Source organism: Clostridioides sp. ES-S-0049-02, assembly GCF_020658465.1.
GTDB lineage: Bacteria > Bacillota > Clostridia > Peptostreptococcales > Peptostreptococcaceae > Clostridioides.
Genome location: NZ_JACVWG010000006.1, coordinates 126,307 through 153,006, shown reverse-complemented (window position 1 = coordinate 153,006; position 26,700 = coordinate 126,307). Strand labels below are relative to the sequence as shown.

Annotated in this window: 26 protein-coding genes and 1 pseudogene; 8 read left to right on the top strand and 19 right to left on the bottom strand. The window is 27.7% G+C overall.

The genetic code is table 11. From position 1 onward, the window contains the following. Nucleotides 1-20: 20 nt before the first annotated feature. Nucleotides 21-710 (bottom strand): polyphosphate polymerase domain-containing protein, encoded by a 690-nt coding sequence (locus tag IC213_RS14130; RefSeq protein WP_227436630.1) that lies wholly within the window; start codon nucleotides 708-710, stop codon nucleotides 21-23. A gap of 343 nt (nucleotides 711-1,053) precedes the next feature. Beyond that, on the bottom strand, nucleotides 1,054-1,641 hold the full coding sequence (locus tag IC213_RS14125; RefSeq protein ID WP_227436633.1) for a LysE family transporter: 588 nt from the start codon (nucleotides 1,639-1,641) through the stop codon (nucleotides 1,054-1,056). Between the two features lie 106 nt (nucleotides 1,642-1,747). Between IC213_RS14125 and IC213_RS14120 the strand changes: the two genes are divergently transcribed. Beyond that, nucleotides 1,748-2,635: a LysR family transcriptional regulator gene (locus IC213_RS14120; protein WP_227436635.1), complete on the top strand. Its 888-nt coding sequence runs from the start codon at nucleotides 1,748-1,750 to the stop codon at nucleotides 2,633-2,635. A gap of 53 nt (nucleotides 2,636-2,688) precedes the next feature. Here the strand turns inward: IC213_RS14120 and IC213_RS14115 are convergent, their stop codons facing one another. Both IC213_RS14115 and IC213_RS14110 read right to left on the bottom strand, forming a co-directional pair. Then, nucleotides 2,689-4,551, bottom strand: coding sequence for an ABC transporter ATP-binding protein (locus IC213_RS14115; RefSeq protein ID WP_227863196.1), 1,863 nt, complete (start codon nucleotides 4,549-4,551; stop codon nucleotides 2,689-2,691). Nucleotides 4,552-4,586: 35 nt separating this feature from the next. Then, on the bottom strand, nucleotides 4,587-6,314 hold the full coding sequence (locus tag IC213_RS14110; protein ID WP_227436639.1) for an ABC transporter ATP-binding protein: 1,728 nt from the start codon (nucleotides 6,312-6,314) through the stop codon (nucleotides 4,587-4,589). 72 nt (nucleotides 6,315-6,386) lie between these two features. On the opposite strand from IC213_RS14110, the gene IC213_RS14105 reads away from it, so the two are divergent. Continuing rightward, a complete protein-coding gene (locus IC213_RS14105; RefSeq protein WP_227863195.1) occupies nucleotides 6,387-7,217 on the top strand; it encodes a MerR family transcriptional regulator in 831 nt (276 codons plus the stop codon). 161 nt (nucleotides 7,218-7,378) lie between these two features. Here the strand turns inward: IC213_RS14105 and IC213_RS14100 are convergent, their stop codons facing one another. After that, the gene (locus IC213_RS14100; protein WP_227482927.1) at nucleotides 7,379-8,002 is read right to left on the bottom strand and encodes a hypothetical protein; all 624 of its coding nucleotides are present in this window, start codon (nucleotides 8,000-8,002) and stop codon (nucleotides 7,379-7,381) included. Nucleotides 8,003-8,056: 54 nt separating this feature from the next. After that, on the bottom strand, nucleotides 8,057-9,136 hold the full coding sequence (locus IC213_RS14095; protein ID WP_227863194.1) for an amidohydrolase family protein: 1,080 nt from the start codon (nucleotides 9,134-9,136) through the stop codon (nucleotides 8,057-8,059). A 206-nt stretch (nucleotides 9,137-9,342) separates the two neighbouring features. Here IC213_RS14095 and IC213_RS14090 point away from each other — a divergent pair, with 206 nt between their 5' ends. From IC213_RS14090 to IC213_RS14075, 4 genes are all read left to right on the top strand, one after another. Continuing rightward, on the top strand, nucleotides 9,343-10,908 hold the full coding sequence (locus IC213_RS14090; protein ID WP_227863193.1) for a helix-turn-helix domain-containing protein: 1,566 nt from the start codon (nucleotides 9,343-9,345) through the stop codon (nucleotides 10,906-10,908). A 97-nt stretch (nucleotides 10,909-11,005) separates the two neighbouring features. Beyond that, entirely contained in the window at nucleotides 11,006-11,413 is a 408-nt protein-coding gene (locus IC213_RS14085) for a helix-turn-helix domain-containing protein (protein WP_227436649.1), read from the top strand. Between the two features lie 14 nt (nucleotides 11,414-11,427). Continuing rightward, nucleotides 11,428-11,760: a hypothetical protein gene (locus tag IC213_RS14080; protein WP_227436650.1), complete on the top strand. Its 333-nt coding sequence runs from the start codon at nucleotides 11,428-11,430 to the stop codon at nucleotides 11,758-11,760. A gap of 9 nt (nucleotides 11,761-11,769) precedes the next feature. Next, a complete protein-coding gene (locus IC213_RS14075) occupies nucleotides 11,770-12,174 on the top strand; it encodes a DUF2185 domain-containing protein (protein ID WP_227851469.1) in 405 nt (134 codons plus the stop codon). Between the two features lie 187 nt (nucleotides 12,175-12,361). On the opposite strand, the gene IC213_RS14070 is transcribed toward IC213_RS14075, so the two are convergent. The 3 genes from IC213_RS14070 to IC213_RS14060 all read right to left on the bottom strand — a co-directional run bounded on the left by IC213_RS14070 (nucleotide 12,362) and on the right by IC213_RS14060 (nucleotide 16,385). Continuing rightward, nucleotides 12,362-13,975, bottom strand: coding sequence for a sensor domain-containing diguanylate cyclase (locus IC213_RS14070; RefSeq protein WP_227860804.1), 1,614 nt, complete (start codon nucleotides 13,973-13,975; stop codon nucleotides 12,362-12,364). 216 nt (nucleotides 13,976-14,191) lie between these two features. After that, nucleotides 14,192-15,679, bottom strand: a complete 1,488-nt coding sequence (locus IC213_RS14065) for a sensor histidine kinase (protein WP_227863192.1) — start codon at nucleotides 15,677-15,679, stop codon at nucleotides 14,192-14,194. After that, nucleotides 15,669-16,385 carry a response regulator transcription factor gene (locus tag IC213_RS14060; protein ID WP_054269556.1) on the bottom strand — a complete coding sequence of 239 codons (717 nt, stop codon included), beginning with the start codon at nucleotides 16,383-16,385 and terminating at the stop codon, nucleotides 15,669-15,671. The genes IC213_RS14065 and IC213_RS14060 overlap by 11 nt, the downstream gene beginning before the upstream one ends. Nucleotides 16,386-16,865: 480 nt before the next feature. Here IC213_RS14060 and IC213_RS14055 point away from each other — a divergent pair, with 480 nt between their 5' ends. Beyond that, nucleotides 16,866-17,285 (top strand): hypothetical protein, encoded by a 420-nt coding sequence (locus IC213_RS14055; protein ID WP_227436660.1) that lies wholly within the window; start codon nucleotides 16,866-16,868, stop codon nucleotides 17,283-17,285. 89 nt (nucleotides 17,286-17,374) lie between these two features. On the opposite strand, the gene nagB is transcribed toward IC213_RS14055, so the two are convergent. The 3 genes from nagB to IC213_RS14040 form a co-directional block, all read right to left on the bottom strand. Beyond that, nucleotides 17,375-18,124, bottom strand: a complete 750-nt coding sequence (gene nagB / locus IC213_RS14050; RefSeq protein ID WP_227436662.1) for a glucosamine-6-phosphate deaminase — start codon at nucleotides 18,122-18,124, stop codon at nucleotides 17,375-17,377. A gap of 102 nt (nucleotides 18,125-18,226) precedes the next feature. Next, nucleotides 18,227-19,360: an N-acetylglucosamine-6-phosphate deacetylase gene (gene nagA / locus IC213_RS14045; protein ID WP_227436664.1), complete on the bottom strand. Its 1,134-nt coding sequence runs from the start codon at nucleotides 19,358-19,360 to the stop codon at nucleotides 18,227-18,229. Between the two features lie 9 nt (nucleotides 19,361-19,369). Next, nucleotides 19,370-20,104, bottom strand: coding sequence for a GntR family transcriptional regulator (locus IC213_RS14040; RefSeq protein WP_227436666.1), 735 nt, complete (start codon nucleotides 20,102-20,104; stop codon nucleotides 19,370-19,372). Nucleotides 20,105-20,396: 292 nt separating this feature from the next. Here IC213_RS14040 and IC213_RS14035 point away from each other — a divergent pair, with 292 nt between their 5' ends. Then, the gene (locus IC213_RS14035) at nucleotides 20,397-21,239 is read left to right on the top strand and encodes a S1-like domain-containing RNA-binding protein (protein WP_227436668.1); all 843 of its coding nucleotides are present in this window, start codon (nucleotides 20,397-20,399) and stop codon (nucleotides 21,237-21,239) included. 88 nt (nucleotides 21,240-21,327) lie between these two features. Here IC213_RS14035 and IC213_RS14030 read toward each other — a convergent pair whose 3' ends face one another. From IC213_RS14030 to IC213_RS14000, 7 genes and pseudogenes are all read right to left on the bottom strand, one after another. Further along, nucleotides 21,328-22,143 (bottom strand): ABC transporter permease, encoded by an 816-nt coding sequence (locus IC213_RS14030; RefSeq protein WP_227436669.1) that lies wholly within the window; start codon nucleotides 22,141-22,143, stop codon nucleotides 21,328-21,330. Between the two features lie 11 nt (nucleotides 22,144-22,154). Beyond that, nucleotides 22,155-22,841 (bottom strand): annotated as a pseudogene (locus IC213_RS14025) (response regulator transcription factor). 167 nt (nucleotides 22,842-23,008) lie between these two features. Then, nucleotides 23,009-23,440 (bottom strand): hypothetical protein, encoded by a 432-nt coding sequence (locus tag IC213_RS14020; RefSeq protein ID WP_227436674.1) that lies wholly within the window; start codon nucleotides 23,438-23,440, stop codon nucleotides 23,009-23,011. A 116-nt stretch (nucleotides 23,441-23,556) separates the two neighbouring features. Then, entirely contained in the window at nucleotides 23,557-23,820 is a 264-nt protein-coding gene (locus tag IC213_RS14015; protein WP_227863191.1) for a zinc ribbon domain-containing protein, read from the bottom strand. A gap of 182 nt (nucleotides 23,821-24,002) precedes the next feature. After that, the gene (locus tag IC213_RS14010; RefSeq protein WP_227863190.1) at nucleotides 24,003-25,184 is read right to left on the bottom strand and encodes an NADP-dependent malic enzyme; all 1,182 of its coding nucleotides are present in this window, start codon (nucleotides 25,182-25,184) and stop codon (nucleotides 24,003-24,005) included. A 71-nt stretch (nucleotides 25,185-25,255) separates the two neighbouring features. After that, a complete protein-coding gene (locus tag IC213_RS14005) occupies nucleotides 25,256-25,804 on the bottom strand; it encodes a Fe-S-containing hydro-lyase (protein WP_227436679.1) in 549 nt (182 codons plus the stop codon). Between the two features lie 13 nt (nucleotides 25,805-25,817). After that, entirely contained in the window at nucleotides 25,818-26,657 is an 840-nt protein-coding gene (locus tag IC213_RS14000) for a fumarate hydratase (RefSeq protein ID WP_227855778.1), read from the bottom strand. Nucleotides 26,658-26,700: the final 43 nt, after the last annotated feature.

The following is a 26,700-nucleotide window of genomic DNA, read 5'->3' as shown; positions in this document are numbered from 1 at the left end:
CTAAAATTTGAATTTAAATCCTATATATACAATCTACTTGATGCATACTTTGAAACTGCTGTAGAAGTAGTTTTATTAATCTGAACCAAATCTTTTATAAAATCTGGTATAAACTCATCATATTTAACTTCTAATACAGTCATATTTTCATCAATAACTGATACTGTTGGCAATTCTTTATTGAATAAATTGACTGAATTTACAGAAGTCTTAATATTGCTATCGATTGTAACTCTTACATTTCCAAGTGGATAGACAAAAGCTTCTCTATCATAATCAACTATACTTTTTGCCTCCAATCTTTCACATTTTATTTTTAAATAAAATTCTCTTAATAAGCAGTTTGTCGATTCTTTTAAAAACTCAATGTCATTTTTTAATATCTTCTCTACTTCTTTTTTAGTTAAACTAGCTGACAGTTTTGATGTCATATTATAATGTTTTATTTTCTTCTCCAATTTTATATAAGAAAGGTCATTATTATAAAATCTTATTCTAAACTTTTCTCTCATTGCAACTCCATTTAACTTATCTAAAAGTGCTTTATCTTCAGGAGTGTCAAAATATAAACTTCTGATAAGATACTTTCCATCTTTTGATGCATTTCTATCTTTTTTCATTATTGGATAAAGCCTTGATTTTAAAGCTAGGACATCAGCTTCAGTTATTTTGTGTTTCATCTCAAATCTATAGTTTAACTTCTTATCCATTATTATCACCTCTCAATTCATTTAACTATGTTTGATTTATTTTATATTTAGAGTATACTTCACTTGACTTTGTTAAATCTCCGTAAAATAAGTGCATCTTTATGGCATATATGTGGCAAACAAGATTAAGCTGATGAGATTTCTATAAATTTATTAAATTTTATATGGTATTAGATTCTGTATAGTCAATGAATAGTTGTTTTAGAGGTAAAAAAAAGAAGATGTTATTTATAGATAAATTAAATATTTCAAATAAAAAATCAAGTTTCTTATTCAAAATGATATAATCCATAATTCCATCTTCTAAATTTATAATACTAAATAATTAAATTTATATGCTTAATTATGTTAAAATTAGTTTTACTGCACTCCAAACAAGTACTAGTGCCATAATAATATTAATTACTTTATAATGCTTGTTTATATATTTTTGTAAAATACCTCCTGCTAGAGCCCATGTCAAAGTCCCAGATATGCCTACAATACTATTACAAACTGCTGCTGATAATAAATATTCAACTGACTGTGACACAGGTATTACATACCCTGTATATACAGTAATAGCAAATATTATAATTTTTACATTGACAAACTGCAGAATAAATCCAGTCCAAAAGGATTCTTTCTTCACATCACTATCATTGTTTGGCTTGCTCTTAGCTACTTGTATTGCTAACCAAATAATATAAAGTGCTCCTATGTACTTCATAATACCAGTAATCATTGGTATAAACTTTGATAATTCAAGGCATCCAAGAGCACATATAAACATAATACATATAAATCCCATACTAATTCCTATAACCACTGACTTTCCTTTTTTCCATCCATTATTACTAATTGTGTTTAATGCAAGAATATTATTAGGTCCTGGTGTAAAACCTGTAACAAATGCGTATGGTAAAAAAGACAATAAAACTTCACTCAACACTTGTAATCACTCTCCTTTTATATTATAATACTATAAATCAAACAATAAAAAAAATCGAAATATTTAAATCTATACTTCAATTATTTTGAATGAAATGAGGATGAGCATGTATTTTAAATACCTACAAACTTTTAAAACCATAATAGAAGAAGGTAGTTTTTCTAAAGCAGCAAATAAACTCAATTACACACAATCAACAATAACATTCCAAGTACAACAGTTAGAACAAGAGCTATCTACACACTTATTTGAAAAGATAGGAAGAAAAATGGTTCTAACTAAAGCTGGCAAAAATCTAATACCTTATGTGGATGACGTTCTATGTTCTGTTGATAAAATGAAGAATTTTGGTACTGACTTGTCTGAGTTACGTGGTGATTTACATATCGCAATGGGAGAAACTCTTATTTGTTATAAAATACCTCCTATTTTAAAACGTTTTCATGAAATGGCACCAAATGCAAGGCTATTTCTTCGCTCAATGAATTGCTATGATATTAGAAATTCTTTGCTTGCAGGAAGCATTGATTTAGGAATATTTTATAAAGATATTGGAGGCTTGGGAAATTCTATTTCTACCTATACTGTTGGAGAATCACCTTTGACACTAGTTGCATCTCCAAAAGTAAAAAAACAATTCCCTGATTTTATTACTCCAAACCAAGAATTAGATATACCTTTCATAATAGATGAGCCAGCATGTATTTTTAGACAAATGTTTGAATCATATTTAAATGAAAAAAATATTACTCTAGACCATACGATTGAACTCTGGAGTATACCTACTATTAAAAATTTAGTAAAAAATGATATGGGAGTGTCATACCTTCCTACGTTTGCAGTAGAAGATGATTTGAAGACAGGAGAACTATGTGCAATAGATACAGAGTTAGATGATAGAAGCATTGTAGCAGTATGTGGCCATCATAAAAATAAGTGGATTAGTCCCCTTATGCAATTATTTATTGATTTAGTTGTTTCAAATGAAAAATAGATAGACTTATTTAAAATAAGTCTATCTATTTCTTATCATATTAATTATTTTAATTACACAACTTCTTCGTCATATTCACTTGAAAATTGGCTATTATAAAGTTCTTCATAAAATCCTTTATTTTCAATAAGTTCTTTGTGATTTCCTTGTTCAATAATAGTACCTTCTTTCATTACTAATATTAAATCCGCATCACGAATAGTGGATAATCTATGTGCAATAACGAAGCTAGTTCTTCCCTTCATTAAGTTATTCATTGCCTTTTGAATCTCAACCTCTGTTCTAGTATCTACGCTAGAGGTTGCCTCATCAAGAATTAACACTGATGGGTCTGAAAGTATTGCCCTGGCAATTGTTAAAAGTTGTTTCTGACCTTGAGATAGATTAGAAGCGTCCTCAGTCAATACGGTATCATAACCTTGAGGTAAAGTTCTTATAAAGTGGTCTACTCTTGCTGATTTTGCTGCATTTACAATCTCATCCATTGTAGCATCTGACTTACTATAAGCAATATTTTCTTTTATACTACCATTAAATAGCCATGTATCTTGTAGAACCATTCCAAACATAGTTCTAAGTTCTCCACGTTTTAAGTCTTTTATATTAACTCCATCAATAGTAATTCTTCCACCTTGTATCTCATAAAACCTCATAAGTAAATTTACAAGAGTTGTCTTCCCAGCTCCTGTAGGTCCAACAATTGCAATCTTATCTCCTGCATTCAATTTAATATTAATATCTTTCATAAGAATAGAATCATCACTATATCCAAATTTAACACGTTCAAATTCCACTTTACCTTTAGGCATATTGATAACTTTTGAATCTTCTTTGTCCTTTATTTCTTCAACTTCATCCATAACTTTAAAAACTCTCTCTGCAGATGCAATTGCAGCTTGAAGCATATTTACAATATAAGATATCTCTGTAGTAGGCTCTGATGCTTGATTTACATATTGTATAAACGCCTGTATACTACCAAGAGTCATTGCTCCAGTTGATGCAAATACACCTCCCACAACTGCTATAATAACATACCCAATTTGATTTATAAATCTAATAATTGGAGATATAGCATATGATGAGAATTGAGCTTTTCTACTAGCATTATAAAGATTTTGATTTAATTCTTTGAAGTTTTTTATAGTATCTTTTTCTTTACTAAATGCCTTGACTACTATTTGACCAGTAAACATCTCTTCTATATTGCTATTTAATTCTCCCAATGCTTTTTGATTTTCTGAAAATCTATTTTGTGATTTTCTTGCAATTATAACAGTAATACCTAAGGAAACAAGCAATGTTACAGCTGATACTATTGTAAGTGGTATACTTATGCTTATCATCATTACAATAGAACCAATCACTGTGACCACTGCCGTAATAAGTTGCATTAACCCTTCTTGTAAACTATCTGCTACCTTCTCTAAATCATTTGTTACGATACTAAGTGTTTCCCCTTTTTTGTGGGAATCATAGTACTTAAGAGGAAGCTTATTTAATTTATCACTTAAATCTTTTCTCATGTTAAGAACTAAATTTTGTGCAACCCCTGACATAATATATTGTTGTATATATATGAATACTGCACTAATCAAATATAACCCTAGAAGTATTGATATTATACCTCCCATAGTACTAAAATTCACACTGAACTTTGTACCTGTTTGAACTGCAGTCTTAATCCCATTAAATAATTGGTCAATAGCTTTTCCCATAACCATTGGTGCTAAAACTGTAAGAGCTGAACTTACTAATACTGAAATAAAAATCATTAATAACTTAAATTTTTGTTTTTTCATATATTTCAATAATCTTTTAGTAGTCTTTTTTGCATTTTTAGCTTTTTCTGCTGACATACCATCCTCAAAACTAAGTACATCTACATCTTGTTTTTCTGTTATTTTTTCACTCATATTACACCTCCAAATACACAGATTGATTCTTCACTCTATGCAAGTTCTTCTTTACTAAGCTGTGAATCTGCGATTTGCTTATAAACTTCACAATTTTCAAGTAACTCTTTATGTTTTCCTATACCTACAATTTCTCCATCATTCAAAACTATAATCTGATTAGCATCCATAATTGTACTTATACGCTGTGCTATAATTATGGCTGATGAATCTTTAATTTCATTCTTCAATGCTTTTCTAAGCCTTTTATCTGTATTGAAATCTAATGCAGAAAAGCTATCATCAAAAACATATACTTCTGGTTTTCTAACTAATGCCCTTGCAATAGATATTCTCTGTTTCTGGCCACCAGATAAGTTATTTCCTCCTTGTGCTACGAACGAATCATACTTATCTTCCATATCAGAAATAAATTCATCAGCTTGGGCTACATTTGCAGCATGTTTTACTTCTTCAATACTTGCATCTTCTTTTCCATATCTTATATTTTCTTCTATTGTCCCACTAAATAAAAAGGCTTTTTGTGGTACAAATCCAATCTTGTCTCTAAGCTCTTTTTGAGGCATATTCTTAATATCTTGACCATTTATAGATATTTCTCCAGATTGAATTTCAAAAAAACGTGGTATTATATTTGCAATAGTAGATTTACCAGAACCAGTGCTTCCTATAATTGCAGTTACTTCTCCAGATTTTGCTTCAAATGTTATATTGTTTAAAACAGGTTCCTCCGACTGGGAATATGAAAAAGTTACGTTTTTAAATACTAAATGACCTCTTTCTGAAGTAATATCTTTATATCCATTTCCATCTACAATTTCAGGTTCTATGTCTAAGATTTGGTTTACTCTATCTGCACAAGCTCCTGCTCTAGGTATGTACATAAATACCATTACTCCCATAATTAAATAAAATAATATTAAGATACAATACTCAACCAGTGCCATTATATGACCTATCTCCATATTTCCATTACTTACTCTCATACCACCAAACCAAATTATACTCACTATACCTAAGTTCATTATTAACATTACAACAGGCATAAGTACTGCAAATATTTTATTTATTGAAATTGCTGTTTCAGAATAATCTATTGCAGTTCTATCAAATCTCTTTTTTTCAAAACGACTTCTATCAAAAGCTCTTATAACTCTTACTCCAGTTACTACTTCACGTAATACTCTATTCATATTATCCATCTTTATTTGCATCATTTTAAACAATCTGATAACTTTTTTACCAACCAAAAACGCAGATAACATGAATAGAAACATTACTGTAACAATAATAATTGTCATTACTTTATCTATAGAATATGCTAAGAATAAACCAGAAACTGTTATGATTGGTGCTGGTAATACCAACTGAATAAACATAAACAAAGATTGACCTATTAAAGTAATATCACTAGTACTCCTAGTAATCATTGAAGCTGTTCCTATTTTATTAAAATCATTTATTGATAAATCTTGTGATTTTATAAATACTGCTTCTCTAATATCTCTACAAAATCCAGATGAGAGATTTGATGATACTTTGCAAACTAAAACAGCTGATAAAGCTGTTATACCTGCTGCTATCAACATAATTAAACCTGTCTTTACAATATAATCTACATCCCCCTTTACTACACCATTATTTACTATACTTGCTGTAAGTGTTGGTATATATAAAGTTCCAAGAGTTTGTAAAAATGTAAACATCAGCACTGTAACAATTAAAACTCTATATGGTTTTAAAAAACGAATTAATTTTTTCATACAATCACACTCCTTTATAGAATATTATGATAAACTATACTGTAACAGGATAGTCAAGGAGGAATTTTAATTATGAGTCAAATTTCGAAAAATTATTTCACAACTGGAGAATTTGCAAAGATTTGTGGAGTCAATAAAAAGACGCTTTTTCATTATGATGATATAGGTCTTTTCTCTCCAGAGTTAAAGAAGGAAAACGGATATAGATACTACTCATACCATCAACTCAGTATTTTGGGTATAATTTCTTCTCTTAAGGAAATTAAAATGCCTTTAAAAGAAATTAAAGCTTACATAGATAAACGAACTCCGAGTTTACTAATTGAACTTTTAGAAAAGAAAACTCTTGATATTAACAATGAAATTGAAAAATTGAATAATATTAAGGCTTTAATGGAGTCTACTATTTCATTTACTAAAAAAGCATGTAATATAGATGCAAATACGATTACTTTAGAAGAACATGAGGAAGAGTATTTAGTCAAAACGCCTCTTACTTATAAAGAACCCTTTCTTGGAGATGATGATGAAAACTTTTTATATGAATGTATTAACTTTATGGATAACTATGATTTAGGTGATGATGGTATGATTGGTTCAATCATTAAAGGCGAAGATATAATGAATAGAGATTTTGAGTCATATTCATATTTATTTACAAAAGTTAATAAAGACTATAAGAAATATCCTACATCAATCAAACCAAAAGGGCTTTATGTAATTGCTTATCATAAAGGAAGTTATGAAACTATTAATAAAACTTATGAAAAACTATTAGAATTTTTCAATCAAAATAATTTATATATGGGAGATTTTGTTTATGAAGAATATCTCCTATATGATATAAGTGTAAGAGATTCTAATGAATATCTAACTCAAATATCAGCAGAAGTTAAAATGTAAAAGGAGATACTAAAGAATACAAAAATGAATGTAAAGATTAATAATGAGTATAGCAAATTAAATAAATTTTATAATAGTATTATCTAAAGCATACAGAAGTTTATTTAAAAAGATGTAGGTGATTTTATATAAAATCACCTACATCTTTATTTATATTTAAACTAATTTCTAGAGTTATCTAATAGCCATTTTTCTGCATCTTTATAAAGTCTATCAACCTTCTCTGGTCTATCTATTCCAGGGAGTTCTTGATTTATTTTATATCCATCTGTACTAAGCATATAAGAAAGACTTGCATATGAAGGTCTATAATCCTTTATATCTTCCTTAGAAATTTTGACATCCCCATCCTGATAAACAGGTAAAATTATATCTTTTTCATATATAGCATCCATAGATATTATATACCACATATCGTCTATCTTTTGAGTCTTATACAGAAACTTGACATCTGACTGAAGTTCAACTAAATTTCCATCTATTTCATTTCTAATATGGATAGCTCCCATTGTAATTGATACTGCCTTATCTTTATTTACCCAAACTAATGTATCACAAATTTTATGTGGCGCATAAGATTTCATCTTACTTGATTCTTCTACGAACCCCTCTCCACTACCTTGATACCAAGATATTGAAACAGTAGATTCCTTTGCAAAACATTTTTTCATTTCATCCCATAACGCATTATCTCTACAAAACCTTTCAAATTCTATAAGCTCTTTTACACTATTTTTATCCACTATATCTTCTATAGAATTTTTTCCTGGTCTACTTAATAACATGTTCTCAATCTCCTTTAACATAAACTTCTTTTATTTTTAACAATACTCAATTCATTATCTTACTTTATTACCCTTTATCCATACACCTTTTATATTTCTAGTTGCTACTATATCTTTAATTGGGTCACCTTCAACCATTACTAAATCAGCTCTTTTTCCCTCTTTTATTACTCCACGGTCATTAAGACCTAATAATTTTGCTGGTAAACTTGTTGCACTCTCAAGTACTTCAATTGTATTAAGACCTGCCTTAACTAATAATTCAAATTCACGATGAAGAGATTCCCCATGTTTCACTATACTAATAGAATTTTCATCATTATTTGCATCAGTTCCAGCTAATATCATCACTCCAGCTTTTTTCAATGTAGCTGTATTTTCTATTGCTGTTTCTAACCTAACATCTTCTCTTCCTGTAGCTTTTTTTATATTTGATACTATACTTTCCATCATAACTATAGTTGGAATTGATATAAGATTTTTCTCTTTTATCCTTTTGGCTACATCATCAGGTAATTTACCTATAAAAGGAATATGATTTATTACATCAACATTTGCTTTTTCTGCATATTCATAAGCTATAGTTGTAGGTGCATGAGCAAATACTTTTTTACCATGTTCATGAGATATTTCAACTACTCTTTTTATTGTCTCAAAATCAAAAGCCGTTTTAGATGTTTTAGGGTCTTCTATTATGATTTTTACAAAATCTGCTCCTTGTTTAATTTGTTTCTTAGCAAAATTTTCAGCATCTTCAATAGTGTGTATTTTACTATCTTTAAACCCCATTCCCATAAGATGAGGGTGCGATTCTGGTGCAACAGGTTCATATACACTACGAATATCAGTTAATCCGTCTAAATTTCTTAAAGATTCTACTACATCTTTACTATTAGTTGCCATATCAAGCATAGTAGTTATACCCCAATCAGTTGCGTCCTCCAAGTTTTTTAAACTATCCAAATGTATATGAGAATCAATAAATCCTGGAAGTAAAGTGCATCCTTCTCCATCTATAGTAATATCAGATATTGTTTTTGATGATATCACACCATCTTCTATTACAACACTCCTTTGTTCTGAAAGTTTTTCTCCATCAAATATTTTAACATTAGTAATTTTAGTTATTGCCATACTTCACACTCCCTTTATTTTTATTTATTAAAAATTTAATTCTTATTTAATTAAAAATTTCTTACTTTGATATTTTCTTAATTTATATAACTAATTATATATAAATTAATTTACCTAAACTATGTGTTATAATCTAAACTTTAATGTAAAATATACTATATTGATTGTGCTATAGTACAATCAAATATAATTAGAGGAGGTTTAGCATGAAATTAACAGATTTAATGAAAGATATATCTCAATATATCTCAGTATTAAAGCCATTTCCAGATGAATATATAGACATTACTAGCTTGAATATTTATAAGAATAATCAAACTGAATTTACTACTGGATGTTTATATTTAGGAAATATATCAGATATTACTGTGGATTTGAACAATATAAATTTTTTAGGTATATTTATACAAAATGAAGTTAACATTGATTTAGAAAGATATAATTTAAACTCAGATATTTGTATCATAAAATCAAAAAAAGAAAAATATGACCTTTTTAGTGAATTGTTAAATATTATGAATCAAGAAATACGTCTTAGTTTATGTTCTCAAAGGTTTTTTGATGTGGTTTCTGAGAATAAAGGCATACAATATTTAATTGATATAGCACATGAAGAATTTGGCTATCCCATGATAATTCGTGACTCTACCTTCAAAGTTTTAGCTCATTCTTATGATGTTAGTGATATATTGCAACTTACTGAAGATTCTAATGGAGATAAATATTTAGACGAAGAAACAATAAATTACATAAAATATCAAAATATACATAAAAAAATACATTATAATAAATCTATTAAAGAAGAAAATAAACCAGACAGCTGGCTTGGTACATTAATCTCATCCGTGTGTGTAGAAGAAATTGAAATAGCTCATATAGCTATCTGTGAATGGAAAATTCCATTTAATGAATTTCACTTCAAATTATTAGAATCACTTAATAAAGCTTTATCTCTAGAATTGCAAAAAAATAATCTGCTTAATATAGATAAAAAACTTATTCCTAATTATATACTTTCTGATTTGTTGGAAAAAAAGTATCTAGATGATGATACTATAAGCAGAAGATTTCATTATCTAAATTGGACTAAGTCAAATTCATTAAACATAATGGTAATAGTAAACAAAGATAATAATTACTTTGACAGTAAAGTTCCTTTTATTATGCAGTCTTTAAGTGCATTTATACCATCTAATAATTGTGTAGTATACAAGTCTACTTTAGTTGTTTTTATTAATGATTCTTTAATTCATAATTTAATTGAGCATGAAAATAAAGAATTTATTAATTACTTAAAACTAAATTCACTTTATGCTGGAATAAGCCCAAGATTTTCAAAGCTATCTGATAGTTGGAAGTATTATATTCAAGCCAAAAAAGCTAGTGAAATTGCTCAAAAATATGACATAAACTTTTCTCCATTTGGGAAAAGCATACCATATATCCTCTACGAGCTACTTAGTACCAACTATGATTTATATGACCTCAATCATCCTGCTGTAACCAAACTAATTGAAGAAGATAAAAAAAATGGTTCTAATTTTTTAGAGACCTTAAAGCAATATATCTACTTTAATAATTCACCAAGCAAAGCAGCTGAAGTTTTAAATATCCATAGAAATACTCTGTTTTATAGAATTAATAAAATAAAAGAAATTACAGGTATTACACTAGATTATGCTGATGAAATACTTCAGATTTATATTTCTATAAAAATGATTGAAATTAACTCAAGAAATAAGACCTGTTTCAACACATATACAGGCATGTAAAAATATTTTGACACACTTAAATCACTATTGTAAAAGATATTTGATAGATTTTACCCTCTCAATATGACAAAATAATTATGAAAGGAGCGATAGCTACATGGAAATTGGAAAGAAACTGAAAAATGCTCGTATAAATTCTGGATTGACACAGGAAAAAGTTGCAGAAAAAATTAATGTATCACGACAAACAATTTCAAATTGGGAAAATGAGAAATCTTATCCAGATATTATAAGCGTCATCAAACTAAGTGATTTGTATTCCATTAGCTTAGATGAATTATTGAAAGGAGATAATAAAATGATTGAACATTTAAAAGAAAGTACAAATCTAGTTAATAGTAATAAAAAGTTAATAACTGCAATTATTATCAATATTATATTACTTATTTTATTTGTGCTATTTAATAGCTTTATACCAGACAACTACTACTTTATGGTTAGTGTATTTTGTACAGCAATAATAAGTTCATCAGCATTGTTCTACCAAATTATAAGAAAATTTTAGGAGGTGTACTCATTATGGAAGTGAATAAAACTATGCTTATTTTGATATGTTTTGCTGTAGCTCTTGTGGGTTCAGTTGGTGTTGTATATCAAATTTATCATATGACTGTGATTGATGCAAAAGCTCGTGGATTAAAACATCCTAAATTGTGGGGATTGTTTGCTATGAATGGTAATAATTCGAGTGGTTTAATAATATACTTAATAGGTAGACGAAAATACCCTATTATAGATATGTCTAAAGAAGATTGTAAAGAAATTGAATCTAGAAAAAAATCAGTTGGAGTTGGATTGATTTTTTTGGCTATCAGCGCTATAGGTTTGGTAATATGTATTACATTATTTTGAGTTAAGAAAATGCTAATTGCTTTTGGAGATACAGATACACAAGAGTATATTGATAATCCTAAAAACATGACAATTGTAGATTTTAATACTCTTGTTAATATTGAACCAACTACTTTAAATATTTTTTATATGCCTATAGGAACAGACCTAGAATTTCGCTCTGATAAAAGTGGAAAATATTTTATTGACACAAACACAAGGAAAGAAATTAGAGAACTAGTTAAACATCCTGCACAAATAGCATTTGAAAAGAATCTAAAATTTTTAAATCAGGAAAATTATCCAGTAGAATTCTTTCAAAACTTGTTTCAGAAAAGCGACAAACTTGAACCCTTCATTGTGGGAGAGACAGATTTTCCAAGTGGAGAAGTCACAGAACTTACAATACCATTTATGAATCCTACATATTTTTAAACTATAAAACTTATTTACAATTTGGTTTTAATAAATAGAATTCTTTTAAAATACATAGTTCTTAATTAGACATGAAAATAAGGCTATGCTTTTTATGGTCATAGCCTTTAACAAATACTTACAAATTCACTACATGAGTCAACTTTTTTAATAATTTAACTATATACTCAAACTATATCTTCTAAATTCACTGTATATATAATTCTTCTTCAAATAAACAGTAAGAATTTTTTCCAGAGGCCTTTACATTATAAAGAGCTCTATCTGCATTTTTAAACAATTCTAAAAATGAATTTCCATTTTGAGGATGTCTTGCAATACCTATACTAACAGAAGCCTCAAAGCTAAAACTTAAATCATTGTAGTTCTCATAAAGTACTCTATTTAATTCTTTAGCTTTTTTATGCAAATTTACTTCTGAATGATAATCTTGCATATATACTACAAATTCATCTCCACCAATTCTTCCAACTAAATCTTCATTCCCAAAACTATCTTGTATCTTCTCAGCAAAAGTTTTTAATACAAAATCACCAAATGGATGCCCAAAATTATCATTTATTTCCTTAAAATCGTCCAAATCAATAATGAATAATGCATCTTTTTTATTGCTTTTATTTGTAGATATAACTTCTTCTACTAATTTTTCAAAGGTACCTTTATTGTATATATTTGTCAATGAGTCACTTTCTGCTCTAGTTTTCAACTCTTCGTATTTTTTTATATCACTATCTACATCTACAATTACGCCTACAACCTTCAAAAGTTCATTTTCATCATTAAAAATCTTTGTTACTGATGTTCTACACCAAAGGTATTCGCCATTAGATTTTTTTAAACGATAGATTACCTGATTATGTTTGTTATTTTCTTTAATACACTTAAGAAACTCTTCAAATCCACTATAATCTTCCTGATGAACTAATTCTTTATCCATAATCTCTTTTAAAAGATTGTCACATTTACTACTATATCCAAATTTTTCATTCCATGCTTGAGATACAAATGATTTATTTTCTTTAGCATTCCATTCAAAGACAACAGAGTCAGTCTGTTCAACAATAATTTTATAACGTTCATTACTGAGCCTTAATTCTTCCTTATGAATTATTTCTTGCTCAAGTATTTCATACTTCATAGATAATTTAGTTTTATCTATAATAGATTTAAATAGATAAAACACGATAAAATTAATATATAAAATACCAACACTTGATATTAAGTTTAGAAATTTTAAACTTTCAGAACTAAAAAAATTATTTACATCAAAGATAGAAATAGTCAGAAATAAGCTGAACAAAGGTATTGCAAGTAAAATAACCCAATACTTTATTGGCATATCTGAATGTACATCTTTTTTAAATAAACAAACTATCTTGCATATAAATAAAAAAACTATCTTAGATAAAATTGTGGCTGGTACTCTTATAGTATTGTTTTCAAACATTATTTCGAAGCCTTCTTTTATAAATAAAACAAAAATACTTGTTACCACAATTTCTGATAATATAAAGAATACATTTAATAAAACAGTCGCAAACAATCGTGTCTTTGTATTTCCTTCATATAAAAATGATGATGAAAAAATAAGGATGAAAATTAAAGGTGTTGTGATTACAGGATTTAAAGTTATTAAATTACAGGCTCCTAAACATATTATAAAACCCAATCTAGCATATCTTACAGTTCTTGTATATCCTTCTTTCTGACCTAAAAAATCTGATAAAAACATATGGACAACAAAAGCTTCAAAGATAACTGTTACTAAATTTGTAATATCAAAAAGCAGTTGTTCTTTCATACATATTTTTTATAAAATAAGAAGCTTACTTAAGCTAAATACACTTCAGATTTTACTTTTCCTTTCTGCATGTATATTTAAGCATCTACTTTAATTGTCAACCATTATAATATATGTCAGCTTAATATTGTTCTTTTTTCAACAGTATACAATAGATATATGTAAAAAACAACTTCAAATATTGACATATTTCTTTAATATATATCAATATTATCTTTATAACTTAAATACTATAGTAAACTTAGCTCCTTTTTTACCATTTTCCGCATATATACGTCCACCATGTTTATTTACAATAGATTTAACTATTGATAATCCAATTCCATGATTTCCCCCAACTCCCTTATAAAATCGTTCAAAAATATGAGGTAAATCGTCTTTATTAATCCCAATCCCATCATCTTCAACTAAAACAACTATATTTTTTTGATTATATTTACATACTATTTTAATTTCACTCTTAGCATACCTTAAAGCATTTTCTATAAGATTCATAAATGCTTTGGATACATTTTTTTCATCACATTCAAATAGAACCATTTCTTCATCAAACTCATAAATAAATTTTATACCTTTATTTGCCGCTCTTACATTTTGTCTAGAACCACAGTTTGAAAGTACTTCCCTTAAATCACATTCTACAAGGTCATAATCTTTAGTTATATTATCAATTTTAGAAATATATAACAAATCTTCAACCATATCACTCAACCTATCACTTTCTTCAAGTATTATATCACTTGCATGTTTGCTATCTATTACATTATACTTTATGGCTTCTGCATAACCTTTAATGGACATAAGTGGAGTCCTAAGTTCATGAGAAGCATTTTGAAAAAATATTTTTTGTTCATTATCATACTTATCAAGATATTCAGCACTCTTATTCATAATATTTGAAAGTTCTACTAATTCCTTATCTGAAAAGTCAAAGTAAGTTCTTTTAAAATCTCCTTGACCCATTTTTTTTGCAAAACCACATAACTCTTTTATCGGCTTAGCAATTTTTTCAGATAAAACTACTGCTGTAAATATTGCTAATATCCCAGCAAAACACATTACAAATATCAATACAATATTTATCTTTTGAACTAGATTTAAAGTCTTTGATATATCTATAAAAAGAATCAAATATTTATCTTGTTCTCCATATATACTAGTAATTTTTACAGTCGAAATATAATAATCTTTACTTCCAGTGGATATACGTGTGTTTTCATCTGAGTTTAAGTCGAGTTTTTCATTTTGGATACACTTTTTAATCGATTCCATCTCATCAATATTCTTTAAGAAATCATCCTCTCTTGTTGGAAATATCAAGTTATACTTTGAATCAACCACCATAGCATCAGCATCTGATTGTGTTTCTGCCATCCTAACTTTATCTTGTACATTTCTCATAAAATTAGATAATGCTTTTGGAGGAAGCTTTCCATCATCTTGAGGAGGCTTAATAGGTCTAAAATTGCTATCCATATGTTCTACTATTTCTGTAGATTTTGTTAGTTCTTCATTTGCAGTCGTTTTTATGTACGTATCAAGCAATATATTAAAAGATACTAATATTATCATAAAGACTACAATTATTAAACACAATATGCTCAATAAAATTCTAGTTTTTATGCTTATATTTTTCTTTGAAAATTTTAATTTAAATATGGATTTAATCTTATTTTCTCTCTTTTTATCATTTTTATTTTCCATCTGAATTTTTCTCCTTTAATCTAAACCCAAAACCCCAGACAGTTTCTATCAAAATATTTGTATCTAAAATTTTTTTACGTAGTCTCTTTACCGTATCGTCAGCAGCTCTTGTCTCAACTTCTATATCATATCCCCATATTTTATTTAATAATTCATCTCTAGAAACTGCTCTGTCTCTATTTTCAAACAAATAAGTTAATAAGTTGTATTCATTTGGTGTTAAGTCTATATTGTCACTTTTATTTGTAACGATTTTATTTTTTTTATTTATTGTTATATCACCAAATTTCAATTCCATATCTACAGAATCACCATACTTATCATAAATTTGTTTCTTTTCAAATTCTATCCTTCTAAATATCGACTTTACTCTCATAACTAAAGACATTGGGCTAAATGGCTTTGTAAAATAATCATCACTACCCAAAGTTATCCCTGTAATATAATCTATATCTGTATCTCTTGCAGTAAGCATTATTATTGGAACAGTACTCTTCTCACGAAGTTTCGTACATACATCAAAACCACTTAAACCAGGCATCATTATATCTAGGATTACTAAGTCACACTCTTTTTTATTAAATTGCTCTAAAAGTTCGTCACCTGTTTTAAAATCCATAACATCATGGCCTTCATTTTTTAAGAATGTCTTTACCAAATTTCTTATATTATCTTCGTCATCTGCTATATAAATTAACTTATTCATACACTCACTCCTTAATAAACTCTTAATTTAAATTAAATAGTATAAATACATTGATTAAACAATAAAACCCCAATCTATAAGATAAATAATATTTTTTACTATATTTAAATTATATCAGCTTTTTATGGTACATTAGTTTTAAAATTGTTTAGATTTTAAGGCAATTTTAAGGCAAAAACAAATTATTATAGAATTTATCAGACTCAATACAAAATGTTATAAAATAATAATCCAACTTCTAACTATATTTATTCATTTTCTACCAAAACTGATATTTCTCAGACTTTTTATTGAATATTCAAACAATTAATATTATAGTTATATTAAGTAATACAGTTTACTTCAAGCATAAAAAACATTTATTCATATATCATACTTATTCCATTCTCAATTAATTTTATGGATTTCTTAAACTCATTGACAAAATTATATTTCAACAAAATAAAACTAGGTAAAGTATCTCTGAAGGGAGAATTTAAAATGAAAAAAACGCTTACATATCTTTTATTTTTAATTATTCTATTAAGTATGTATTTTTTAGCTGTTAAATTGAATTTTGACTTCTATCGTAAATTTGGCACTGGTTTTATGCAAGACTTTAAAAAATTTATTTTTATTAATTTAATCTCCTCTGGTGGCATTGGTTTATTGTTAGGAACTGAATTATTTATTAAGGAGTATAAAAAAACTGGCAATTGGTATATTGATATTCCAAGATTAATCCTTCTCTGTCTTCCATCTTTTTTACTAACATTAATGCCTGTATTAATATTTATGTTTCCAGTTGGCAAAATTCCAATTATAGGTAGTTTTATTATGCTTGACCGAATACCACTTAATATAATAATTTTTAATATATTATTTGGATACTTCTTGATAACGAGTTTTCGTAAAAAATAATAACTAAATAACTTAAATAAAAATAGCTATCTTTAAATAAATTTTATTATTTAAAGATAGCTATTTTTTACTTAAACCCAATTATATTCTTATACTAATTTATAATCTTTTGGATTCAGTTTACTTGCTGCTGCTTCATCTACTATAACTATAGTATCTTTGTGAAGTTGAAGTATAGAACCAGGAACTTCTGGAGTTATATCCCCATAAACAGTTTTATATACTGCATCAGCTTTTTCTTCTCCTGAAGCTAAAAGTAATATTTTTTTAGATTTTAAAATTGAACCAATTCCCATACTTACAGCTTTTTTAGGAACATCTTCTCTTGATTCAAAGAATCTTGCATTAGCTTCTATTGTAGATTCTGTTAATTCAACTACATGAGTTCTTTTTGCAAATTTATTATCAGGTTCATTAAAACCTATATGAGCATTACGACCTATTCCAAGTACTTGTACATCTATACCACCTGCTCTATCAATAGAAGCTTCGTAATTTATACATTCTTTTTCAATATCATCAGCCATTCCATTTGGTAAATGAGTATTTTCTGACTTAATGTTTACATGATTAAACAGATTTTCTTTCATAAAATAATCATAACTTTGGTCATTAGATATTGGCAACTTATAGTATTCATCTAAATTAAAGCTTATTACATCTGAAAAATCTACTATATTTTCATTATATTTCTTAACTAAATCTCTATACATACCTATTGGCGTACTTCCCGTAGCTAATCCTAATATTGAATTTGGCTTTAAAACTATTTGAGCTGCTATCATTTCAGCTGCTTTTTTACTCATTCCATCATAATCTTTACATACTAATACTCTCATTTTGTTCCTCCTAAATTTTAGCTAATACTTTAATTGATATAAGTTTAATTTATTACTATTTTTATATAACTTTTATTTTATTTAAAGCTTATTTTTTACATTCTACATATTTTTGTATACTACTTCACCCAAGCATAGAGTCATCTTGCAGTCCAAGTTTTCATCAAACACAGCTATATCTGCATCTTTACCTATATCTAGACTTCCTTTTTTATCATTTATGCCTAAAGATGTTGCTGGGTTCAAGGATGCTAAATTAATTGCTTCATTTACTCTAAGGTTTGTATTATTTAAAAAGTTAAGTACCATTTTATTTAAAGATAATACACTACCAGCTAATGCACCATTTTCAAGTCTTGCTTCATTGCCTTTTACTATAACTTTTTGACCTCCAAGAGCATAATTTCCATCTTCAAGCCCACCCGCTTCAATAGAATCCGTTATTAAAATCAATTTTTCTCTACCTTTGTTGTTCAATATAAATTGAAATAAATCTTTATTTATATGGATTGTATCTGCTATTAACTCACTATATACATCAGTTGTAAGTGCTGCACCAACAACACCAGGATCTCTATGGTTTAATCCAGTCATTGCATTAAACATATGAGTTATATTTGTTACACCTAAGTTTATAGCTTCTTTAGCTTGCTCATAACTTGCATTACTGTGACCTATAGATAAAACTATATTTGTACATCTTTTGATTTCTCTAGTAAAGTCAAAGTCTATATCCTTTTCTGGAGCATAAGTTATTACCTTGATAACATTCTTGTATTCTTTGATAAATTCATATTTTGAATTTATTATAAATTTTTCATTTTGTGCCCCCTTATAATTTTCATTTATAAAAGGTCCTTCTAAATGTGCTCCTAATACTTGAGCTCCTCCAAGTTTTCTACTTTTAGCTTTTTTGATAACTTCAAGTGCATCATAAACATGCTCTTTATCCATTGTCATTGTAGTTGGAAGAAAAGATGTTACACCATGTCTCATTATTGATTTTGAAATTGTCTCTATAGATTCATCAGTTGAATCCATTGTGTCTTTTCCCATGTTTCCATGTATATGAATATCAATAAGACCTGGAGAGATATATTTACCACCAACATCTATAACTTCACAATCATTTGGTATCTCATCAGATATATCAATTATTTTTTCATCAAATACTAGTACTTTGTTTTCTAAAATTTGATTCTTTAATATTATTTTCCCATTAATTAAACATTTCACCTTATTCACCTACTCACTCAATACTATTTCATATTGATATTTATCTGTTCTAAATATCGATATGGTATACTCTATAGGATTACCTTCTTTATTATAAGAATTCCTATGAAGTTTAAGGGCTAAAGAACCTTCTTCTGTTTCAAGTAGCTTACTTTCTTCATCTGAAAGTATAATTGGCTCCATTACTTGCTCAGCTTTTTGTATCTTATAGCCATATTTCTCATTCAAAACTCTATATAATGAAGAATTATCTAATATTCCTTTTGTAAGACCTTTACACATTTCTTCTGATAGATACACTATTTCTAATCCAAATGGCTCTCCATCTGTATATCTAAGTCTAATAATTTTATATATATTTGTTGTATTATCACTTATTCCAAGCTTTCTTTTTACTAAATCGTCTGGTAGTTCCATCTCAAAGGATAATATATCAGTTCTTATGTTTACTCCTTTTTCTTTCATTACATCAGTAAAACCTTTTACATTTGAAAACTGATACTTCTTTTTTTGCTTTGCGACGAATGTACCCTTTCCTTGTACCCTATAAAGAAGACCTTCTGTAACTAAGCCAACAATAGTTTTATTCACTGTCATGCGACTTACATTTTGTATATTACAAAGTTCTCTTTCTGGTATTATTGCATCACCTTCTTTAAGTTCACCAGTTTCTATCATCTCTCTTATTATGGCACTTAGTTGAGTATGCAATGGTATATTACTAGATTTATCCACTATTTTCATAAAATCACCACTTTTCAATATGGTATATACCAATTTTGGTATATACCAATTATACTTTAAAAGAAAATTTATTTCAATACTTTTAACTTATTTTGTAAAAATTTTAGGGAAATCTAAAGACAAAAAAGAAATTGGAGTTTATACTATATAAGAAGCTAAATAATTGAAAATGCATGAATAATTACATTATTTATTATAAATTTCACTAATACTAATATATATACTGTGAAACACTACTACATAAGAGTAGTATAACTAAATTGTAAATATAAAATGAGAGGATGATTTTAATTTGATAAAAATAGGTGATTTTAATAAACTTATAGTAAAAAGAAAAACAGAATTTGGATATTTCCTAGATGGACAAACTAATAACACCAAGGATGATGTGCTTCTTCACAATAGATTAATAGGAAAAAATGAAATAAATATAGGCGATGAAGTAAATGCTTTCATATTTAAAGATTCTGATGACAGAACTGCTGCAACTTTAATACCTCCTTTAGCTAAAGTTGGAGATGTTGCTTATCTAAAAGTGGTTGATAACACTGACATTGGTACTTTTATAGATATGGGGCTTACAAAAGACATACTAGTTCCTTTTAAATCTAAGACCTATCCATTGTTTAGAGATGAAAAATATTTATTTTATATATATTTGGATAAAAGCGGAAGAATCGCTGCTACTACAGACATAGATTCATATTTAGAAACAGACCATACTTACAATGTAGGAGATATGGTAAATGGAGTTGTATATGGGTTCCAAACCAATAACTCTGCTATGATATGTGTTGACAATAAATATGCTGGTGTAATCCTTCATAATGAATACTTTACAGAATTAAAAGCTGGAGATGTTCTTGAAAATTTACATGTTATAAAAATATATGATGATGGTAAATTAGGGCTTTCTCCTAGAGGAAACAGAAAAGATGAACTTGATACCTTAGAAAATAAAATTTTAAGCTATTTAGAAGGTTCAGATGGATATATGAGATTTAATGATAAATCTGACCCTAAAGATATTTCTATCTTATTTAATTCAAGTAAGAAAAATTTCAAACGTGCTCTTGGAGTACTTATGAAGAAAGATTTAATTTATCAAGATGAAGATGGAACTTATTTAAAATAAATTATATAACACAAAAATCGAAGTAAAAATGAAAGATATTTTCTATTTCATATTTACTTCGATTTTTTATTTAGGTTACTACCTATATTTATTGTGCATTTACTACATCTATTATGTCTAGTTCACAAATCTTTTTAATTGGTTTTCTTACTGAAAGTAAAGTTATTATTATCATAGTTACCACAATGATAAACAGCAAATCAAAAGGTATTTGCCACTCTATATGAAACTTTAATGTTACTAAAGATACAAATATATACCTATGTAATATTAATCCAAGTACACTCCCCAGTAAACAACCACTTAAAGCATATGTACTTGACTCTACTATTACCATTTTTCTTAATTGCTTATTGGACATGCCTATTGCACGCATAATTCCATAGTAATTTATTCTACTTGTAACACTTATATTCATACTGTTTATGATATTAAACATACTTATAATGGCAATTATAAATACAAACCCATATACAAAAATTGCCATAGTGTAAAATGAATTTCTAGCTTCTAAGTTACCTTGTCGCTTATCTCGAACCTCTAAATTATCATCTAGTACACTTCTTATATTTTGAATTAAATTTCCAGGAGCATCTTCATCAACTTGAGTATCAATTATTACATAGTCTTTCATACCTGTTACATTTGTAAAAGTATTTTCAGATGTTATAATATTTCCAATATATTTATCTTTATTAGTAGTGAATACTACTGGTATTTTTGATTTATCAACACCCATACTATGTAAGTATCCAGCTATATTATAATCATATTCTACCAATGCTCTTTTATAATCATTGGTTATATTTACAACTACTATTTGACCTACTACTATAAACATTAATAAAACGGATATAATCACCAAAAAAAATATTTTTATGTCTTTATTAGAAAATATCTTCATATTTAACACCCTCACTTTATAACATTCCATTTGTAACCCATTCTTCTAACTGTTAATAGAAATTTTGGATTTTCAGGATTATCTTCAATCTTATTTCTAAGCCTTCTTACATATACTGACAGAGTGTTATCATCTACAAAACTACCATTTCCATCCCATAACTTGTCCAATATATTTTTTCTTGTAAGTATGATATTTTTATTTTTCATAAATAGGCACAATAATTTATATTCTGCTGTAGTAAGCTCCAGCTCAATTTCATTTTTAAAAACACGATTTTCAAGTAATTTAACAGTAATACTATTTGACTTTAGTTCAGTTACATTTTCATTTGTAAAATTATAACGCCTAAGTAAAGCTTTTATTCTTTAAATTAACTCATTTAATTTAAAAGGTTTTGTTATGTAATCATCTCCACCCATATCAAGCCCCATCACTACATTTACTTCTTCATCAGAAGCAGTTAAAAATATAATTGGCACATTAGAAACTTCTCTTACCTTTTTACAAATATCAAAACCATTACCATCAGGTAAGGATACATCCAAAATCAGTAAATCATAATTTTTTTCTTTGTACATTCGCAATGCTTCTTTTACTGTTCTTGCTATATCAACACTAAAGCCACTCTTTTGTATAGAAAATTCTAATCCATATATCAAGCTTAAATCATCTTCAACCAACAATATACTACTCATCTCAATCACTTCCATTTTATTTATTTTTATTTTTCATTTATTATATACTTAACTTATTATATTTTTACTCTTTTAAAAATACAATACCTTGAAATCCTAATAATTAAAAAAGCTTAAAATACACTAAGTATTCTAAGCTTTTTTTAATCATATTTTATCTATTTGTATTATTTATTTTTTAAAATACTATTTTCAATACTGACTTTATCAAACATTTCACTATCTTTACTATTATCTATAAAAATATCACTTATATTTCTAATATTTGTTGAATAGTTACCACTAAGTCCCATCTTATCGAAATTCATATTCCCTAGCTTTTGTATCACAAATCCCATTGATGCAAGTAAAATAGCAAATATTATATACTGACTAAAGTTACTCATATAATAATTTATAATAGTATATTCATTTCCTGTGAATGCCAACTGTTTTGTAGATAGCATAGTATATATGTATTCAGTACAATTTATAAATACATATATACCATAAATAACCAACATGACAGATAAACAATACATTGTAATTGAAACCTTTGATATTTTTTTTAATTGTTTAACTCTAAAAGCTTTTTTCAACTTCTCAATAAAATCTTTCATTTTAACTCCTCCAATACATTATTTAATAAAATATAATAATATTAGTATATAGAGTTAATGTGTTTATAGTATTAAGTTTTCATGAAGTTTATATGAGTTATTGATTTTGTATAAGCTTATTTCCAGCGTTTTAATTTTGGAAAGAAATTATTCATCATACTCCTTGCTTCATCTTCAGTCATACCTTTATTACTTTGAACCATAGGAGGTATACAGATTTCTATCATCTCTGCCATACTTATATCAGCAGTAAATTCACCATCTTTAAAACAATAACTACAGTAATCATCACTTTTACTTCCATCTTTATTTGTTCCATACAATTCATTAGTACATCCCATTGGCATGCCACAACATTGACAAAATCTAGTTTCTTCCATATATAATCACTCCTTGTATATTTTTCTTTGGCTCTTGACCATATTTAAATTATAGCAATATTAATATGACATGATTATGTCATATTAACAATAAAAAGACTAATAAAATTATATATTAATATATAAATTCTATTAGTCTATATTTTATTTACTCACTTAAGTTTTGGATTCTTAAATAAAAATTATATTCTATTTACTTTAGTCTTTATTGCTGCTTCTTTAACTGCTTCAGCAACATTTTTTACTACATTTTTGTTAAATACATCTGGTAATATATACTCTGGACATATTTCTTCATCAGTTATTGTATTAGCAATTGCATATGCAGCCGCTATTTTCATTTCTTCATTTATTTCTTTAGCTTTCACATCAAGTGCCCCTCTAAATATTCCTGGAAATGCTAAAACATTATTAACTTGATTAGGGAAATCTGAACGACCAGTTCCCATTATAAACGCTCCACCTAGTTTTGCTTCCTCTGGCATTATTTCTGGAGTAGGATTTGCCATTGCTAATATTATTGGTTTTTCAGACATACTTTCAACCATTTCTTTTGTTACAGTTTTTGGACCTGAAACACCTATGAATACATCTTTACCTTTTATAACATCTTTCAAAGAACCTTTTTCATTTCTTATATTAGTTACATCTAACATTTCTTTTTGAACCAAATTTAATCTTTCCATGTTGGCTTCCAGTGCACCACTTCTGTTACATAATACTATATTTTTAACATTCATTTTAAGTAATATTTTTGCTATTGCTATACCTGCAGCACCTGCTCCATTTATAACTATTTCTAAATCTTCTATTTTTTTGTTTTCAATTAACTTTATTGCATTTATTATTGCTGCTGCCACTACTATTGCAGTACCGTGTTGGTCATCATGAAAAACAGGTATACTCAAAGATTTTTTTAATCTATCCTCTATTTCAAAACATCTTGGAGAAGATATATCCTCTAAATTTATTCCTCCAAATACTGGTTCCATTAATTCCACAGACTTAACTATTTCATCTACATCATTAGTCTTTAAACATATTGGAAAAGCATCTACATCTCCAAATTGCTTAAATAATATAGATTTACCTTCCATAACAGGTATAGCTGCTTCAGCACCAATATTGCCTAATCCAAGTACAGCACTTCCATCACTAACTACTGCTACTAAATTACCTTTAGAAGTATATCTATAAACATCATCTTGATTTTCATGTATTTTTAGACAAGGCTCTGCAACACCTGGCGTATATGCTGTTGATAAATCATCCTTAGTTTTAACTTCTACCTTACTTTCTACATTTATTTTCCCTTTATTAATTTCATGCATTTCTAATGCCAATTTTGCATAATCCTTAGACATCAATCTTCCTCCTTAAAATGTTTACAATTAAATTGTTTTGTATATTTAGTATTTATATAAATTTTCAAAATTTATTTACATTCATAAATTGCTCTTCCTTGTTCATAGATATTATTTCCATAACTATCTATAGCTACTGTAAGTTTAAGGTCTTCTACTACAATCTTCCTTATAGCTTCAGGTCCTAAGTCTTCATATGCAATAATTTCACATGATTTTATCGAATTTGAAATGTATGCACCAGCTCCTCCTATTGCTGCAAGGTAAACTGCTCCATACTTCTCCATACCTTGTATAACTTCTTCACTTCTTTTTCCTTTACCTATCATCAATCTAAGACCTCTCTCTAAAAGAGGTATCGTCAAATCATCCATTCTATAACTCGTCGTTGGCCCTGCTGCTCCTATAACTTCTCCTGGTTTTGTTGGAGTAGGACCTACATAGTATATACCTTGACCATTTACATCGAATGGTAACTCTTCACCTTTATTTATACAATCTATCAATCTTTTATGAGCTGCATCTCTTGCTGTATAAAGTATACCACTTAGACTAATTGTATCTCCACAATTTAACTTAGCTATATCAATCTCACTTACAGGTGTAGTTATCTTTATCATTTTATTTTTCCTCCTAAATTACTACCTTTTTATGTCTTGATGCATGGCAGTTTATATTTACAACAACAGGAAGACCTGCTATATGTGTAGGAAAAGTCTCTATATTTAAACCTAAAGCTGTTGTAGTTCCTCCTAACCCCTGAGGTCCTATCCCCAATTTATTAATAGAGGCTAATAATTCACTTTCTAATTTTGCAATATTTTCATCTTCATTAAATTCGCCTAGTTCTCTAAAAAGTGCTTTTTTAGCTATTTGAGCACATTTATCTACAGTTCCACCTATACCAACTCCAATTACCATAGGAGGGCATGGATTAGGTCCAGCTTCTGAAACTGTATCAATAATAAATTTTTTAATTCCTTCTAATCCATCTGATGGCTTTAACATCTTCATTTTACTCATATTTTCGCTTCCAAATCCCTTAGCAGCAAACTCTATTTTAATTTCATCGCCTTTTACCATTTCATAATGAATAATGGCAGGAGTATTATCCTTTGTATTTATTCTACTAATTGGACTTACAACAGATTTTCTCAAATATCCTTCCTCGTACCCTTGTCTTACTCCCTCATTTATAGCATCAGTAATTGTATCTCCTTCAACTAAAACCTCTTGTCCTATTTCAACAAAAAATACAGCCATACCAGTATCTTGGCATATTGGTATATTTTTTCCCTTTGCTATTTCAGCATTTTCAACTAATATATTTAATATATTTTTTCCAACTTCACTTTTTTCAGTTTTAGCTTTCTCTTTTATACAGCTTAAGACATCATCTCCTAAGTATAAACTAGCTTCTATGCAAAGTTTTTTTACTTGTTCAACAATTTGTTCAGATTTTATCTTCCTCAAGCGAACATCCCTCCATTACTTTATAAAAAATATTCGTAATCAT

Excerpts from the sequence above, each read along its gene's own strand:
- IC213_RS14130 (WP_227436630.1), bottom strand. The coding sequence starts at position 710 with ATGGATAAGAAGTTAAACTATAGATTTGAGATGAAACACAAAATAACT.
- IC213_RS14120 (WP_227436635.1), top strand. The coding sequence starts at position 1,748 with ATGTATTTTAAATACCTACAAACTTTTAAAACCATAATAGAAGAAGGT.
- IC213_RS14115 (WP_227863196.1), bottom strand. The coding sequence starts at position 4,551 with ATGAGTGAAAAAATAACAGAAAAACAAGATGTAGATGTACTTAGTTTT.
- IC213_RS14110 (WP_227436639.1), bottom strand. The coding sequence starts at position 6,314 with ATGAAAAAATTAATTCGTTTTTTAAAACCATATAGAGTTTTAATTGTT.
- IC213_RS14105 (WP_227863195.1), top strand. The coding sequence starts at position 6,387 with ATGAGTCAAATTTCGAAAAATTATTTCACAACTGGAGAATTTGCAAAG.
- IC213_RS14100 (WP_227482927.1), bottom strand. The coding sequence starts at position 8,002 with ATGTTATTAAGTAGACCAGGAAAAAATTCTATAGAAGATATAGTGGAT.
- IC213_RS14095 (WP_227863194.1), bottom strand. The coding sequence starts at position 9,136 with ATGGCAATAACTAAAATTACTAATGTTAAAATATTTGATGGAGAAAAA.
- IC213_RS14090 (WP_227863193.1), top strand. The coding sequence starts at position 9,343 with ATGAAATTAACAGATTTAATGAAAGATATATCTCAATATATCTCAGTA.
- IC213_RS14085 (WP_227436649.1), top strand. The coding sequence starts at position 11,006 with ATGGAAATTGGAAAGAAACTGAAAAATGCTCGTATAAATTCTGGATTG.
- IC213_RS14080 (WP_227436650.1), top strand. The coding sequence starts at position 11,428 with ATGGAAGTGAATAAAACTATGCTTATTTTGATATGTTTTGCTGTAGCT.
- IC213_RS14075 (WP_227851469.1), top strand. The coding sequence starts at position 11,770 with ATGCTAATTGCTTTTGGAGATACAGATACACAAGAGTATATTGATAAT.
- IC213_RS14070 (WP_227860804.1), bottom strand. The coding sequence starts at position 13,975 with ATGAAAGAACAACTGCTTTTTGATATTACAAATTTAGTAACAGTTATC.
- IC213_RS14065 (WP_227863192.1), bottom strand. The coding sequence starts at position 15,679 with ATGGAAAATAAAAATGATAAAAAGAGAGAAAATAAGATTAAATCCATA.
- IC213_RS14060 (WP_054269556.1), bottom strand. The coding sequence starts at position 16,385 with ATGAATAAGTTAATTTATATAGCAGATGACGAAGATAATATAAGAAAT.
- IC213_RS14055 (WP_227436660.1), top strand. The coding sequence starts at position 16,866 with ATGAAAAAAACGCTTACATATCTTTTATTTTTAATTATTCTATTAAGT.
- nagB (WP_227436662.1), bottom strand. The coding sequence starts at position 18,124 with ATGAGAGTATTAGTATGTAAAGATTATGATGGAATGAGTAAAAAAGCA.
- IC213_RS14040 (WP_227436666.1), bottom strand. The coding sequence starts at position 20,104 with ATGAAAATAGTGGATAAATCTAGTAATATACCATTGCATACTCAACTA.
- IC213_RS14030 (WP_227436669.1), bottom strand. The coding sequence starts at position 22,143 with ATGAAGATATTTTCTAATAAAGACATAAAAATATTTTTTTTGGTGATT.
- IC213_RS14020 (WP_227436674.1), bottom strand. The coding sequence starts at position 23,440 with ATGAAAGATTTTATTGAGAAGTTGAAAAAAGCTTTTAGAGTTAAACAA.
- IC213_RS14015 (WP_227863191.1), bottom strand. The coding sequence starts at position 23,820 with ATGGAAGAAACTAGATTTTGTCAATGTTGTGGCATGCCAATGGGATGT.
- IC213_RS14010 (WP_227863190.1), bottom strand. The coding sequence starts at position 25,184 with ATGTCTAAGGATTATGCAAAATTGGCATTAGAAATGCATGAAATTAAT.
- IC213_RS14005 (WP_227436679.1), bottom strand. The coding sequence starts at position 25,804 with ATGATAAAGATAACTACACCTGTAAGTGAGATTGATATAGCTAAGTTA.